Origin of the sequence: Amycolatopsis echigonensis (assembly GCF_002846615.1) — a bacterium.
GTDB lineage: Bacteria > Actinomycetota > Actinomycetes > Mycobacteriales > Pseudonocardiaceae > Amycolatopsis > Amycolatopsis echigonensis.
The window spans coordinates 1557433-1572747 of sequence record NZ_PJMY01000003.1 but is presented as its reverse complement, the minus strand read 5'-3'; the positions used below and the strand labels follow the sequence as shown (position 1 = coordinate 1572747).

8 protein-coding genes and 1 rRNA gene are annotated in these 15315 nt (G+C 67.8%); 5 read left to right on the top strand and 4 right to left on the bottom strand.

Translation table 11 applies throughout. The annotated features are described in order from the left end of the window. Window positions 1-394: 394 nt before the first annotated feature. The 3 genes from ATK30_RS11920 to secA2 form a co-directional block, all read right to left on the bottom strand. Window positions 395-928, bottom strand: coding sequence for a methylated-DNA--[protein]-cysteine S-methyltransferase (locus tag ATK30_RS11920; protein WP_167441887.1), 534 nt, complete (start codon window positions 926-928; stop codon window positions 395-397). A 965-nt stretch (window positions 929-1893) separates the two neighbouring features. After that, complete coding sequence (locus ATK30_RS11915; protein ID WP_101435661.1) at window positions 1894-3612, bottom strand: NAD+ synthase; 1719 nt, start codon at window positions 3610-3612, stop codon at window positions 1894-1896. A 109-nt stretch (window positions 3613-3721) separates the two neighbouring features. Then, a complete protein-coding gene (gene secA2 / locus ATK30_RS11910) occupies window positions 3722-6061 on the bottom strand; it encodes an accessory Sec system translocase SecA2 (RefSeq protein ID WP_101435660.1) in 2340 nt (779 codons plus the stop codon). A 99-nt stretch (window positions 6062-6160) separates the two neighbouring features. Here secA2 and ATK30_RS11905 point away from each other — a divergent pair, with 99 nt between their 5' ends. After that, window positions 6161-7783 carry an alpha/beta hydrolase gene (locus ATK30_RS11905; protein ID WP_208637327.1) on the top strand — a complete coding sequence of 541 codons (1623 nt, stop codon included), beginning with the start codon at window positions 6161-6163 and terminating at the stop codon, window positions 7781-7783. 202 nt (window positions 7784-7985) lie between these two features. On the opposite strand, the gene ATK30_RS11900 is transcribed toward ATK30_RS11905, so the two are convergent. After that, complete coding sequence (locus tag ATK30_RS11900; protein ID WP_101435659.1) at window positions 7986-8621, bottom strand: LppX_LprAFG lipoprotein; 636 nt, start codon at window positions 8619-8621, stop codon at window positions 7986-7988. A gap of 92 nt (window positions 8622-8713) precedes the next feature. Here ATK30_RS11900 and ATK30_RS11895 point away from each other — a divergent pair, with 92 nt between their 5' ends. The 4 genes from ATK30_RS11895 (at window position 8714) to ATK30_RS11880 (ending at window position 15249) form a co-directional block, all read left to right on the top strand. After that, window positions 8714-9994: an MFS transporter gene (locus ATK30_RS11895; protein WP_101435658.1), complete on the top strand. Its 1281-nt coding sequence runs from the start codon at window positions 8714-8716 to the stop codon at window positions 9992-9994. A gap of 65 nt (window positions 9995-10059) precedes the next feature. Further along, window positions 10060-11403: a type I glutamate--ammonia ligase gene (gene glnA / locus ATK30_RS11890; RefSeq protein ID WP_101435657.1), complete on the top strand. Its 1344-nt coding sequence runs from the start codon at window positions 10060-10062 to the stop codon at window positions 11401-11403. Window positions 11404-11447: 44 nt separating this feature from the next. After that, window positions 11448-13034 carry an amidase gene (locus ATK30_RS11885; RefSeq protein ID WP_101435656.1) on the top strand — a complete coding sequence of 529 codons (1587 nt, stop codon included), beginning with the start codon at window positions 11448-11450 and terminating at the stop codon, window positions 13032-13034. 695 nt (window positions 13035-13729) lie between these two features. Beyond that, window positions 13730-15249: ribosomal RNA gene (locus ATK30_RS11880) — 16S ribosomal RNA — on the top strand. The last annotated feature ends 66 nt before the right edge of the window (window positions 15250-15315 follow it).

The following is a 15315-nucleotide window of genomic DNA, read 5'->3' as shown; positions in this document are numbered from 1 at the left end:
TGGTCTGGGAAAGGGGACTGGTGAGCGGAATTAGGCGGCAGGGGTATTCGGCTGGCTCGGATCGGTGAGTCAAACCGGTTGGCCCGTTCAGGTCGGATGCTGGCGGCCGTGCCGCGCCGCTGGCCTGACTGGTGAGCGCGGCTGAGCGGCCGGGCTGAATGCGGACGTTGAGGTCATCGGCTGACTGACAGCGACCAGACTGCCGGGACCAGCAAGCTGACGACTGGGCAGTTTCGGCCGCCTACGTCCTCTGCTCGACAAATTGGTGCGCACGGCTGGCGTCCAGCGGCACTGGGGGTGTCGCTGGAATCCAGCCGAGCGCGCCAAACCTTCCGGCAGCCCCAGGCGTTGCCTTGCGAGAGCAAGAGGCGCACCGGTTTCCGGAGCCAACCACTCAGAACAGCGTCGGCTCCTCCGGGATCGCTCCTTCGATCACCAACATCCGCCGTTTGGTCTCGACTCCGCCCGGTGCCGAAAAGCCGCCAGTGCTCTTGCCCGCGCCCAAAACCCGATGGCACGGCACGATGATCGGAAACGGGTTGTTCCCCATCGCCTGCCCGACAGCCTGCGCGGAGCCCGGCGCACCCAACTGATGCGCGATATTCCCGTACGTCAGCACCTTCCCCGGCGGGATAGCACGCGCGACGTCGTACGCGCGCCGGTTGAACTCCGGCACATCTCGGTAGTCCAGCGGAGCCGTACGCAAATCGCGAGCCTCTCCCGACAGCAGCGCGACGACATCGTCCACCACCACGCGCAGTTCCTCCGGCACCGGCGATTCCACCGCGTCAGGGAAGCGTTTCGCGAGGTGCGCGCGTGTCCGCTCAGCACTGCTCCCCGGCAATGCGGTTCCGATCACCGCACCGTCCCGCCAGGCGAGGCCGCACGCCCCGATCGGGGTGTCGAACACCGTGTACCCAACCGTCATACCGCCAGCGTACGACCCGGTACCGACAGAAACTGGCGAGAAAACGACACGACCCTGAAGCCACACCGAACCCGGTCGACTGAAGCAGGGGGAGCCCGAACCCGGAGCTTTCGATCGAAATCCCGCCCGAAGACAAGCCTCAAGCAACCGCGTCCGAAGCCCAGTCGACCAAGTGCGGAACCCGGCCACCGTCAGAAATCCAGCACGCCGTCTCCGACGCTCGCCCCATGGCACGAAGCCGTCCAGCTTTCGGTGGCCACGGACAACCGCGCTTGGCAACACCGCCAACCACGCGGGACAGCGTCGTGCGCTATGCCCCGAGGGGGAGTGCGCCGAAACTCGGCCGTCCGAACGACCACGTCGAGTGTTCCTGCCGACCGCGCCGAAACCCAGTAGCCCAAGCGCACGGCAACTCGGCGGAGGCCCGCGATCCGGCCGTCCGAACAACCGCGTCGAATGTTGCTGCCGAACCGTGCCGACGTCCGGTCCGCTAGCGCGGTTATGCGGCGGAGTGCCCCGTTATTCGGCTGTCCGGACGACCGCGTCGGGTGTTGCTCCGACCGCACCGACATCCAGTAGCCCAGCGCAGCAACTCGGCGAAGTGCCCGTGGCCCGGCCGTCCGAGCGACCGCGTCGGGTGTTCCTGCCGACCGCGCCGAAACCCAGTAGCCCAGCGCAGCAACTCGGCGAAGTGCCCGTGGCCCGGCCGTCCGAGCGACCGCGTCGAGTGTTTCTGCCGACCGCGCCAAAATCCGGTCAACCTAGCGTTCGGCAGCTCGGTGAAGTGCTCGAGACTCGGCCGTCCGAACACCACGCCGAGCGGGGCGGCTGACCGCGCCGGAACCCAGTCGGCCGGCGCGCGGCGAGTCGGCAACGCGGCGAAGCGCCCGAGCCCCAGCCATCCGAGCCAGCCACCCCCGGCCGTCCGCGGCCCGAGACTCAACCAGCCGAGCCGAAAACCCCGCTCAGGACTTCCGTTCTCGCCACCCGTTGGTCATCGGAAGCCGCCGGTCTCGGCCGAAGGCCTTGAACGTGATCTTCGTGCCCGGCGGGTACTGCCGCCGCTTGTATTCCGCCCGGTCGACCATCCGCACCACCCGGTCGATCGTCTCCGGATCGAACCCCGCCTCGATCAAGTCGACGTAGCCGCGGTCGTTCTCGACGTAATCGTCCAGGACATCGTCCAGCAGTTCGTAGTCCGGCAGCGAATCCGAGTCCTTCTGGTCCGGGCGCAGCTCCGCCGACGGCGGTTTCGTGATCGAGTTTTCCGGGATCGGCGGCGTTTCGCCGCGCTTGGCCGCTTCCTCGTTCCGCCACCGCGCCAACTGCCACACGTGCGTCTTGAACAAGTCCTTGATCGGCGCGAACGCTCCGACCGCATCCCCGTAAATAGTCGAGTAGCCGACGGCCAGTTCCGTCTTGTTGCCGGTCGCCAGCACCAGGTGTCCGTCCAGATTGGACAGAGCCATCAGCAGCATCCCGCGCACCCGCGCCTGGATGTTCTCCTCCGCGAGCCCGGTCAGCTGCAGCTGGTTGACATAAATATCGACCATGTCGCCGATCGGCTCGACCCGGTAGTGGGCACCGATGCGCTCCGCCAAGTCCGAAGCGTCGTCCCGCGAGTGCGACGACGAGTACTTCGACGGCATCGAAACGCCGTACACGTTGTCGCCGCCAAGCGCGTCGGCAGCGAGCGCCGCGCACACCGCCGAGTCGATTCCGCCGGAGAAGCCGAACGTGACCGTCGAGAAGCCGTTCTTGTGCACGTAATCGCGCAGTCCGACGACCAGCGCCGACCACACCTCGGCCTCGTCCGACAGCGGTTCGCTGATCGTCGGGGTAAGCGGCTCGTACGCGGGCAGCGGCGAATCGGTCAGCACTCGCCGGTGCACTTCCAGCCCGTCGAACGAGCCCGAGGCGGCCGCACTGGCGACAGGCAGGTCCAGGTCCAGCACCAGCAGGTGCTCCACGAACTGAGGCGCCCGCGCGAGCAGCGTCCCGTCCGCACCGACCACCAGGGAATCGCCGTCGAAGACCAGATCGTCCTGCCCACCGATCTGGTTCGTGTACACCAGCGGCGCGCCCGCCTCGGCGGCCCGGCGGGCGATCAGCGGCAGCCGCTGCTCGTCCTTCGACCGTTCGTACGGCGACGCGTTCGGCGCGACCACCAGGTCGACCCCGGCCTTGCCCAGCGCGGAGATCGGACCGCCGTCCTGCCAGATGTCCTCGCAGATCACCATGCCGATGTCGACGCCGTGCAGCCGCAGCACCTCGAGTTCGGTGCCCGGTTTGAAATACCGGTGCTCGTCGAACACGCCGTAGTTCGGCAGGTGGTGCTTGAACTGCCGGGCCACGACCTCGCCGCGGTAGAGAGCCGCCGCGGCGTCGCGCGGGCCGACCTCGTCGTGGTCGAGGTAGCCGACGTACGCGAGCACCTCGCCGCAACCCGCCTCGTCGAGCCGGCGCGCCAGTTCGGTCACCGAGCGCCGGGACGCTTCGGCGAACGTGCGCCGGAGCGTGAGGTCTTCGACCGGGTAACCGGTCTGGGACATCTCCGGGAACACGACGACGTGCGCGCCCGCCTCGGCGGCCTTGCGGGTCCACTCGACGGTGAGCGCGGTGTTCCCGTCGATGTCGCCGACGGTGGTGTTGACCTGGGCCAGTGCGATGCGCAGTTGCGGCATGCCGCCATTCTGTCCCACCGCACCGACAGAAACTACGCGGAGGTGAGCCAGAGAACGGCGAAGGGCCCCTCACCCGCGGCGAGGAGCCCTCCGGACCAGGAACCAGGAATCAGGACTTCTTCATCCGCATCATGCTGCGCACCTTCTTGACCGTCTGCTCGAAGTCCGAGTCGAACGGGTTGTCGTGCACCAGGTACGTCCACGTCGTGTTCGCCCGCCGCACGCCGACCTCCTCGAGATCGAGGCCGTTGTCGGTGATCTCGGCTTCCTCGAGCGTCTTCGCCGCGCGCGAGGCGGATTCGGCGATGATCTTGTGGAACTCCGGGATCGCCGCGCGGTGGAACTCGTCCAGCGGGGTCTCGCGGGCCAACGCGCGCAGGTGGATGCTTTCGCGCACGTCGGTGAGGTACGCCAGGTGGTCCGACCACAGCTGGTCGAGGTGGAACAGCCGGACCTCGCGGCACACCTGCTCGAGCCGCTCGTCGTCGTCCAGCTTTTCCTTCAGCTCGGCGAACTTCTCCGGCTGCGCCTTCTCCAGTTCCTCGGCCGCGAGCCCGGTGTGCAGCACCTTGTCCCGGTGTTCCAGCAGCTCCGCGCGCTGCCGCTCGATCAGCCGGGTGTAGCGCCAGGTGTTGCGGTGGATCTCGAGGTCGACTCCCTCGGCGACGCGCTGGGCGTGGTTGAGCTGCCGGTGCGCGGCCGGGTCGGTGATCTCGCCGGTCTCTGGGTCGGCGTCGATGCCGTCCGGCAGGTCCGGCGCGTTCGACAGCACGAGGTCGTCGTTGAGGCTCGCGAAGAAGATCGCGCTGCCCGGGTCGCCCTGCCGTCCGGACCGGCCGCGCAGCTGCCCGTCGAGCCGGCTCGACGGATACCGCGCGGTGCCGATCACGTGCAGGCCGCCCAGCTCGGCGACCTCTTCGCGGCTCGCGCCGTCGCTGCCGCCGAGCCGGATGTCGGTGCCGCGGCCGGCCATCTGCGTGGACACGGTGACCGCGCCCTTCTTGCCCGCCTCGGCGATGATCGCGGCCTCTTCGGCGTCGTTGCGCGCGTTCAGCACGACGCACGGCAGGTCGGCCTTCGCCAGTTTCTCCGCCAGTTCCTCGGACTCGGCGACGTCCTGCGTGCCGACGAGAATCGGCCGCCCGGTCTCGTGCACCGTGCGGATCTCCTCTTCGATCGCGCGCAGTTTCTGCGACGGCGAGGCGAAGACGCGGTCTGGCAGGTCCTCGCGGACGTTCGGGGTGTTCGGCGGGATGACCGCGACCTCGAGCTTGTAGAACTCGCGCAGCTGCTCGGCGACCGCCACCGCGGTACCGGTCATGCCCGCGACCTCGGGATACCGCGCGAGCAGCGCCTGCACGGTGATCGAGTCGAGGATCTCGCCCCGGTCGGTGGCCGTGACCTGCTCCTTCGCCTCGACCGCGGCCTGGAGGCCGTCCGGCCAGCGCTGCAGTTCGGCGACGCGGCCGCGGGCGGCGTTGATCAGCTGGACCTTGCCGTCGCGGACCAGGTAGTCGACGTCCCGGGTGAGCAGGGCGTGCGCGTGCAGCGCGACGTTCACCGCGGCGAGCCGGTCCGAACCGGACTCGTCGTACAGATCGACGCCGCCGAGCGACTTCTCGACGACCGACGCTCCCGCGCTCGTCAGCCACGCGTTGCGGCCCTCGGAGTCGGTCTCGTAGTGCAGGCCGAGCCGCAGCCGCCGGACGATCTTGGCGACCTCCTCGTCGGCGTCGTTGTGGTCGATCGAACCGGCCATGACCAGCGGCACGCGCGCCTCGTCGACCAGCACCGAGTCGGCCTCGTCGACGATCGCCACCTCGGGGGCCTTCTGCACCAGGTCGTCGGGGTGCGTGACCAGACGGTCGCGCAGCACGTCGAAGCCGATTTCGGCCACCGCGCCGTAGGTGACCTCCTTGCCGTAGGCCTCCTTGCGCTCCTCCTTGGAATGCGCCGGTTCGACCCAGCCGACGGTGACGCCGAGCAGGTCGTACACCGGGCCCATCCACTCCGCGTCGCGGCGGGCGAGGTAGTCGTTGACCGTCACCACGTGCACGCGGCGGCCGCGCAGCGCGTACCCGGCGGCGGCCAGCGCGCCGGCGAGCGTCTTGCCCTCGCCGGTCTCCATCTGCACGACGTGGCCGGTCAGCAGGCCCATGGTGCCGAGCAACTGCACGTCGAAGGCCCGCTCGCCGAGCGTCCGCCGGGCGGCCTCGCGGCCGAGCGCGCAGATCTCGATCAGCTGGCTGTCGGTGAACGAGGCGGCCCCGCCGATGGCGTCCCGCAGCTTGCCCGCGCGCTCGGTGAGTTCGGCGTCGTCGAGCTTCTCCAGCTCCGGTTCGAGCTTCTCGACGGCGGGCAGCAGCGCTTCGTAGCGGGTCAGCTCGACGCTGCCCGGCCGCTGGATGATCCGGCGGAGCCGCTTGCCCACTCGGCTGATCAGTGCCACCCCTGGTCTCCTCGTGTCGATGTGTCTCCGGTCGCACCCGCACTGCCCAACGCGCCGACGGTGCGTTCGAGTTCCGCGCCCGGATGGCACGATCAAACCGTGTCCCGTCATCCCAGCGCCAGCCCGAAAGCCCATCCGAAAGTCGCGTTAGCGGCTGCCGGCCTGCTCGCGACCACGCTCGCGGCGTGCTCGTCCCAGCCCGACCAGGCCGCGCCCGCGCCGACGGTCGAATCGCACGCGCCGGTGGGCCCGGTGCCCGCCAGACTGGCGCGGTTCTACGGGCAGGGCATGACCTGGTCCGCGTGTGCACCCTACGCGACCTCGGACGACGCCCGGTCGGCCTTCAAGGCGCAAGGAATCGAATGCGGACGCCTCACGGTTCCGCTGGATTATGACAAACCGGACGGGCAGACGATCACCATCGGCGTGCTGCGGCACCGCGCGAGCGACCCGGGCAAGAAAATCGGTTCGCTCGTGGTGAACCCGGGCGGACCGGGCGCTTCGGGCATGGTCGCCGCGGCGGGCCTGCTCGACCAGGTCTCGAAGTCCGAACTCGGCAACCGGTTCGACCTCGTCGGCTTCGATCCGCGCGGGATCGGGGCGAGCGAACCGCAGATCCAATGCCTGACCGGACCCGAGCGCGACGCCGAACGCGCCGACGACAGCGAGACCGACGGTTCTCCCGCGGGCGTCGCGAAGCAGGAATCGGAGCAGAAGGACTTCGCCGCGAAGTGCGCACAGCGGACGAAGTACGGCGACGACATGCTCGAACACATCGGCACGCGCGACGTCGTTAAGGACATGGACGTGCTGCGAAGCGTCCTCGGCGACGAGAAGCTCACGTACCTCGGTTACTCGTACGGAACGCGCATCGGCTCCACGTACGCGGAGGCCTTCCCGAAGAACGTGCGCGCGCTCGTTCTCGACGGCGCCGTCGACCCGACGCAGAGTCCGGAAGACTCGCTCGTCGCGCAGGGCCAAGGCTTCGGCGGCGCGTTCAACGAGTTCACGAAGTGGTGCGCGGCGCGTCAAGACTGCGCGCTCGGCCATGACCCGGCCGCGGCGACGAAGCAGTTCCAAGACCTCACGCGCCGGCTAATCGACTTCCCGGTGCCTGTCGGCGACGGCCGCAAGCTGTCCTACGAAGACGCCACCACCGGTGCCATCCAGGCTCTCTACCAGCAGAACCTCTGGGAGTACCTGAATACCGGGCTGAACGAGCTGAAACTGGGCCGCGGTTCCACGCTGGAGAAGCTGGCCGACATCTACAACGAGCGCAATCCGGACGGCACCTACGGCACCACGCAGGACGCCTTCATGGCGATCCGTTGCGTCGACGACCCGCGAGTCACCGATCCGAAGCAGATCCTCGAAGGCCAGGAGAAATACGTAAAGGCCGCGCCCTTCCTCGACGACGGCCGTCAACCCAGCTCCGCCCGCGACGCGTGCGCGTTCTGGCCAGTGCCGAACACGTCGAAGCCGCATGAGCCGAACGTCGAAGGCCTGCCGAAAACCCTGACGATCTCGACGACGAACGACCCCGCGACGCCGTACCAGGCGGGCGTGAACCTGGCGAAGGCGCTGAAGGGCTCGCTGCTCACCTTCGAGGGAACGCAGCACACGGTGTTCCTGCAGGGCAACGCGTGCGTCGACAAGGTGGGGACCGCTTACCTGATCGACGGCACGACGCCTCCGGACGGCACTCGCTGTAAGGCCAGCTGAGGTTGCGCTGGCTCGCGACAGGTGCCGTGGCGACGACGCTCGCTGCTACGGCTTGCGCGAGCCAGCAACCGACGCTCGCAATTCGTACCTCGGCTGCACGCGAAAGGCCTCAACGCCGCTGCTGACTGTCGACGACGTACGCCTGTGTCGACAAAGCAGCAACGGCCTACCTCGTCACCGCCGCGACGAGGGACGGCAACTGCTAAGGCTGCTGGTCGGTCAACAGCACCTCGTACATCACCGGGCTGTCGCGATTCGTCGCTGGCGGGACCTGCAGCCACATCCGGGCGAAGCGACGCGGTTCCGCCACCGTCACCCAGATCTTCACGTTCACGTCGGCGTGGATCTGCGGCACGAGCTTCGCCGCAACCGCCTGGGGCACGGTTCCGCCGACGCGGTAGCCGTCGATGTGCTGGATCGTCTCGCGGATTTCGGTTTTCGGCTGCTGGAGCGAGTCGAGGAGGCGAATCAGGCCGCCGTGCGGGCCGAGGAACCGGTCGACCGTGAAGGGTGTGGGGCCGCTCGTTTCGCGACCCTTCGCGTCCTTCGCGGTCGCGATGTGCCCGGAGACGGTGAACGAGAACGACCGATCGGTGAATTCCGCGCTGCCGCTCGCCTGCCCACCGCTCTGGAGGGTCGCGTTGCCGACGAGCTTGGTCATCGGCAGGCCGGGCAGGACCCCGTTGACGCCAACCGAGAAATGCAGGCTGGTGACTTTCGCGAAATTTGACTTGGCGGCCGCGAGCAATCCGTCCGCCGCGGGCAAGGGGGGTGCCGCGGTGCAACCGCCGACCAGCCCGAGGAGCAGCAGCGCCGGCAGGACACGTCGGCTGAGCATGGCCGAGAGCCTACTCGGCTGGCCCGATCCTTTCGGATAGTGTCCTTCCGGCCACTGTCGACGACGCCCCCGGCGCACCAGACTGACTTCTCGTGACCGTTGAGACTCGTCCCGCCCGCCGCCTGCACCGCGCCTGGTTCGTCGCGGCGGCCGCGTTCGTCGCCCTCCTCGCCGCCGCCGGCTTCCGCGCCGCGCCGGGTGTTCTGATCGATCCGTTGCACGAAGAGTTCGGCTGGTCCCGCGCCACGATCGGGTCCGCCGTCTCGGTCAACCTCGTCCTGTACGGCCTCTTCGCGCCCTTCGCCGCCGCGCTGATGGAGCGGTTCGGTATCTGCCGGGTCGCGGCTACCGCGCTGTGCGTCGTCGCTCTCGGCGCGGGCGGAACCGTCTTCATGAGCAGCAGCTGGCAGTTGATCCTCTGCTGGGGCGTGCTCGTCGGCCTCGGCACCGGTTCGATGGCGATGAGCTTCGCCGCGATGGTCGCGACGCGCTGGTTCGTGCGCCACCGAGGCGTCGTCACCGGCGTGCTGACCGCCGCCGGGGCGACGGGACAGCTGATCTTCCTGCCGTTGATCGCGTCGCTCGCAGTGGACGACGGCTGGCGGACGGCGTCGATGGTCATCGCCATCGCGGCTCTCGCGGTGGTCCCGGTCGTGCTGTTGGCCGTACGCGACCACCCCGCCGACATCGGCACCGTCGCGTACGGAGCGCCTGAAGGCACCGAAGTCGAACGCCCGGCACCGAAGGTCGGCACTGTCCGCCGAGGGCTGACCGTGCTGTTCCAGGCCGCGCGCACCCGGACGTTCTGGCTACTCGCCGTCGGGTTCGCCATCTGCGGGGCGACCACGAACGGGTTGGTCAGCACGCACTTCGTCCCGGCCGCGCACGACCACGGCATGCCGCAGACGACCGCCGCGAGCCTGCTCGCGCTGGTCGGCGTCTTCGACGTGGTGGGAACCATCGCGTCGGGATGGCTCACCGACCGTGTCGACCCGCGGATCCTGCTCGGCGTCTATTACGCGTTGCGGGGAGTTTCGCTCGCCCTGTTGCCGCAGCTGTTCACGAATTCGGTGCAGCCGAGCATGTGGGCGTTCATCCTCTTCTACGGCCTCGACTGGGTGGCGACGGTTCCGCCGACGGTCGCGCTCTGCATTCGCTCTTTCGGGGAGGCCGGTCCGATCGTGTTCGGCTGGGTCTTCGCCTGCCACCAGCTGGGCGCGGCGTTCGCCGCCTCCGCCGCCGGCGCGGTGCGTGACCAGCTCGGGGACTACGCGGTCGCCTGGTACGTCGCCGCCGGGCTCGCGGTCATCGCCTCGGTCGCGTCGCTGTCGATCACCCGGTCCAGGAAAACGCAGCTCGTGCAAGCGGCGTGAGCCCGTCTCCGATGTGGGTGACCCCGTGAAACATGGCGTTAACACGTGCTGGTTAGGGTTCGGCCATGGATCGCCAGCAGGAATTCGTGCTCCGCACTTTGGAAGAGCGCGACATCCGTTTCGTCCGCCTGTGGTTCACCGACGTGCTGGGGTTCCTGAAGTCGGTCGCGGTCGCGCCCGCCGAACTGGAGGGCGCGTTCAGCGAGGGCATCGGGTTCGACGGCTCGGCCATCGAGGGCTTCGCGCGCGTCTACGAGTCGGACATGGTCGCCAAGCCCGACCCGTCCACGTTCCAGGTGCTGCCGTGGGAGACGCCCGACGGCGGCCCGTACTCCGCGCGGATGTTCTGCGACATCGCGATGCCCGACGGTTCGCCGTCCTGGGCCGACCCGCGGCACGTGCTGCGCCGCCAGCTCTCGAAGGCCAGCGAAGCCGGGTTCACCTGCTACGTGCACCCGGAGATCGAGTTCTTCCTGCTCGCCAACCTCCCCGAGGACGGCAGCGAGCCCGAGCCCGCGGACAACGGCGGCTACTTCGACCAGGCCAGCCACGCCACCGCGACGCACTTCCGCCGCCACGCCATCGAGACCCTCGAGGCGATGGGCATCTCGGTCGAGTTCAGTCATCACGAGGGCGCCCCGGGCCAGCAGGAAATTGACCTTCGCTACGCCGACGCCCTCACCATGGCCGACAACGTGATGACGTTCCGTTACGTCGTCAAGGAGGTCGCGCTGACCCAGGGCGTGCGCGCGACCTTCATGCCGAAGCCGTTCACCGACCAGCCCGGCTCGGGCATGCACACCCACGTGAGCCTGTTCGAAGGCGATCGCAACGCGTTCTACGACGCCGAGGACCCGCACGAGCTCTCCGAGACCGGCAAGGCGTTCGTGGCCGGGGTCCTGCACTACGCCAAGGAAATCTCCGCCGTCACCAATCAGTGGGTCAATTCCTACAAACGGCTGATCAGCGGCAGCGAGGCCCCGACGACGGTGTCGTGGGGGAGGGCGAACCGCTCGGCGCTCGTGCGGGTGCCGATGTACTCGCCGGGCAAGGCGTCGTCGCGGCGGGTGGAGATCCGGACGCTCGATTCCGCGTGCAACCCGTACCTGGCCTACTCGGTGATACTGGCCGCGGGGCTGAAGGGCATCGAAAAGGGTTACGAGCTGCCGCCGCCCGCCGAGGACAACATCTGGCAGCTGTCGGACTCCGAACGCCGTGCCGCCGGCTACTCGCAGTTGCCGCAGAACCTCGGCGAGGCGCTCGCCGAGATGGAGAAATCGGAGCTGCTGCCGGAAGCGCTCGGCGAGCACGTTTACGACTTCTTCTTGCGCAACAAGCGGGTCGAGTGGGACAACTACCGGAGCGCGGTCACTCCGTACGAGCTCCGGACCTTGTTGCCGATGCTCTGACGCGGTTCCCGGGCCGTGCTCCGACGTGGGGGAGGCATCGGACCATGGGAAAAAGACTGCCCGCCGCACTCGCCGCACTGGTCGCGGCGGCGGGCTTGGCCACCGCGCCGCCGGCGGTCGCGGTGGCGGCTGAACCCGAGATCGACGCGGCCGGGCTGCCCTTCGACCTCGACCGCGCCGACATCCCGTCTCTGCAGCGCCGGATGGCGGCTGGGGAGCTCACCGCGACTCGGCTGACCAGCGCGTACCTCGCCCGGATCCGCGTGCTGGACCCGAAGGTCAACGCCGTCCTCGCACTCAACCCGGCCGCGCTCGCACAAGCCGCGGCCAGCGACGTCCGGCACCGGACCGGCCGCACCCGCGGTCCGCTCGACGGGATCCCGGTGCTGGTCAAGGACAACGTCGACACCCAGGACCAGCAGACCACCGCCGGTTCGCGCGCGCTGCGGAGCCGCCCGGCCAAGGACGCCACGCTGATCACCCGGTTGCGCGACGCCGGTGCGGTGATCCTCGGCAAGGCGAACCTTTCGGAATGGGCCAACTTCCGCGCCGCGAAGCCGACTTCCGGCTGGTCCGGCGTCGGCGGGCAGACCAACAACCCGTACGTGCTGGACCACAACCCGTGCGGTTCGTCCGCCGGATCCGCGGCAGGCGTCGCCGCGTCGCTCGCGCAGGTCGCGATCGGCAGCGAGACCGACGGGTCGATCGTGTGCCCGGCGGGGATGACCGCGACCGTCGGCCACAAGCCGAGCCTCGGGCTCGTCAGCCGCACCGGCGTCGTGCCGATCTCCGCGGAACAGGACACGGCGGGACCCATCGCGCGCAACGTCGTCGACACCGCGTTGACGCTCTCGGTCCTGCAGGGACGCGACCCGTCCGACCCGGCCACCCTGCACTATCCGTCCACCCAGCCGACCGACTACGCGAAACTCCTGCGCCCCGGCGTCCTGCGCGGCGCCCGGATCGGCCTGTGGCGGCTGCCGGTGCTCGGCCCGGACACGGACGCCGTGGTCAGCAAGACGAAGGCTTCGCTGGAACGCGCCGGCGCGACGGTCGTCGAGGTGACGCTGCCGTACCAGGACCGGCTCTCCGAACTGGAGTTCCCGGCGCTGCTGACCGAGTTCCACCGCGACATCGACGCCTACCTCGCCACGCGTCCCACCGGTCCGCGGAACCTGGCGGACCTCATCGCGTACAACCGCGCCGACCCGCTGGAGCGCACCTGCTTCGCTGGGCAGGAGTTGTTCGAGCAGGCGCTCGCCGCCCCCGGACCGAACGATCCGACCTACCTGAAGAACCGGGCCGAGCTGACCGACCTGTCGCGCCGGTCGCTGGACGAGACCCTCGCGAAGTACGACCTGGACGCCATCGCCTCGCCGACGAACCCGCCCGCCTGGAAGACGGACTGCGCTGTGGGCGACAACGACGTGATCCCGTCCTCGACGCCGGCCGCGGTGGCGGGCTACCCGGATGTCACCGTCCCGGCGGGTTCGGTCGGACCGCTGCCGGTGGGGATTTCGTTCATGGGCGGACAGTGGAGCGACGGGAAGATGCTCGCGCTGGCCGCGGACTACATGCGGGTCGCGCCGGTGCGGGTTCCACCCCGGTATCTGCCGCGGTTGCCCGGGTAAGCCTTTCGGGGTTGCCCGGAGCGGGTGAAGGTTTGTGGGCCGCCGGTCCGTGCAGGGCGCTGACCGGCGGCTTTCGTTTCCGCTCGGCTCGGTGCCCAGTGCCGGTCGCGGTGGGCCTGGATGGTCGGCAGTGCGCTGACCTGCTGGATTGGGCCGGGCGCTCGGGGCTTCGGCAGCGGACGGCTCGTTCGCCGGGGGAGACCTGGGTCACGCGAGGCCCGCCGGAGGCCCCGGCGAGCGCGGCGGGCGGCCCGCAAACCGGTCGAAATGACCCGCTGTGAACCCTCTGACCAGGGTCGATGCCGTTAAGTGACCCCCCTGTTTTCGGGGGGTTGGAAGGCATGTAATCTTCTCTTCGTCGCCAGGAACACCGGGCCGGCGGGGCCGAAAGCCTCACCGACCAGGAGCCGGGGCCGAGCGGGTTGACACCGCGAAACGGACCAGGTAATGTTCAGCGTCGGCCCACGAGCGGCCGCCGACTCCCTACGACTAGCCTTGTAGGTACCGGCATGCTCGACCAAAAGCTTGAAATAACGCATCGAGCTTGGCCTGGTTGATTCCGGGGCTGGTTCGGGGTGTGTTGCTTGAGAACTCAACAGTGTGCTAGTGAACTAAGCCAGTAGAGCTTATATGAAACCCCCTCGTCGGGGTTTCCTTTGAGATTGATTGAGAAGTAGTCTCGATCGAACTGTTCATTGTTGGAGAGTTTGATCCTGGCTCAGGACGAACGCTGGCGGCGTGCTTAACACATGCAAGTCGAACGCTGAACCGGTTTCGGCCGGGGATGAGTGGCGAACGGGTGAGTAACACGTGGGTAATCTGCCCTGTACTCTGGGATAAGCCTGGGAAACTGGGTCTAATACCGGATATGACCTTCGGAGGCATCTTCGAGGGTGGAAAGTTCCGGCGGTATGGGATGAACCCGCGGCCTATCAGCTTGTTGGTGGGGTAATGGCCTACCAAGGCGACGACGGGTAGCCGGCCTGAGAGGGTGACCGGCCACACTGGGACTGAGACACGGCCCAGACTCCTACGGGAGGCAGCAGTGGGGAATATTGCACAATGGGCGCAAGCCTGATGCAGCGACGCCGCGTGAGGGATGACGGCCTTCGGGTTGTAAACCTCTTTCGCCAGGGACGAAGCGCAAGTGACGGTACCTGGATAAGAAGCACCGGCTAACTACGTGCCAGCAGCCGCGGTAATACGTAGGGTGCGAGCGTTGTCCGGAATTATTGGGCGTAAAGAGCTCGTAGGCGGTTTGTCGCGTCGGCCGTGAAATCTCCACGCTTAACGTGGAGCGTGCGGTCGATACGGGCAGACTTGAGTTCGGCAGGGGAGACTGGAATTCCTGGTGTAGCGGTGAAATGCGCAGATATCAGGAGGAACACCGGTGGCGAAGGCGGGTCTCTGGGCCGATACTGACGCTGAGGAGCGAAAGCGTGGGGAGCGAACAGGATTAGATACCCTGGTAGTCCACGCTGTAAACGTTGGGCGCTAGGTGTGGGCGACATTCCACGTTGTCCGTGCCGTAGCTAACGCATTAAGCGCCCCGCCTGGGGAGTACGGCCGCAAGGCTAAAACTCAAAGGAATTGACGGGGGCCCGCACAAGCGGCGGAGCATGTGGATTAATTCGATGCAACGCGAAGAACCTTACCTGGGCTTGACATGCGCCAGACATCCCCAGAGATGGGGCTTCCCTTGTGGTTGGTGTACAGGTGGTGCATGGCTGTCGTCAGCTCGTGTCGTGAGATGTTGGGTTAAGTCCCGCAACGAGCGCAACCCTTATCCTACGTTGCCAGCGCGTCATGGCGGGGACTCGTGGGAGACTGCCGGGGTCAACTCGGAGGAAGGTGGGGATGACGTCAAGTCATCATGCCCCTTATGTCCAGGGCTTCACACATGCTACAATGGCTGGTACAGAGGGCTGCGATACCGCGAGGTGGAGCGAATCCCTTAAAGCCGGTCTCAGTTCGGATCGCAGTCTGCAACTCGACTGCGTGAAGTCGGAGTCGCTAGTAATCGCAGATCAGCAACGCTGCGGTGAATACGTTCCCGGGCCTTGTACACACCGCCCGTCACGTCATGAAAGTCGGTAACACCCGAAGCCCATGGCCCAACCCGCAAGGGAGGGAGTGGTCGAAGGTGGGACTGGCGATTGGGACGAAGTCGTAACAAGGTAGCCGTACCGGAAGGTGCGGCTGGATCACCTCCTTTCTAAGGAGCACAACACATCCCAGTCATCGTGCTGGGAGTGGCCCGTGCTTAGGCCTCGAATGCAGG

Excerpts from the sequence above, each read along its gene's own strand:
- ATK30_RS11920 (WP_167441887.1), bottom strand. The coding sequence starts at position 928 with ATGACGGTTGGGTACACGGTGTTCGACACCCCGATCGGGGCGTGCGGC.
- ATK30_RS11915 (WP_101435661.1), bottom strand. The coding sequence starts at position 3,612 with ATGCCGCAACTGCGCATCGCACTGGCCCAGGTCAACACCACCGTCGGC.
- ATK30_RS11900 (WP_101435659.1), bottom strand. The coding sequence starts at position 8,621 with ATGCTCAGCCGACGTGTCCTGCCGGCGCTGCTGCTCCTCGGGCTGGTC.
- glnA (WP_101435657.1), top strand. The coding sequence starts at position 10,060 with ATGGATCGCCAGCAGGAATTCGTGCTCCGCACTTTGGAAGAGCGCGAC.
- ATK30_RS11885 (WP_101435656.1), top strand. The coding sequence starts at position 11,448 with ATGGGAAAAAGACTGCCCGCCGCACTCGCCGCACTGGTCGCGGCGGCG.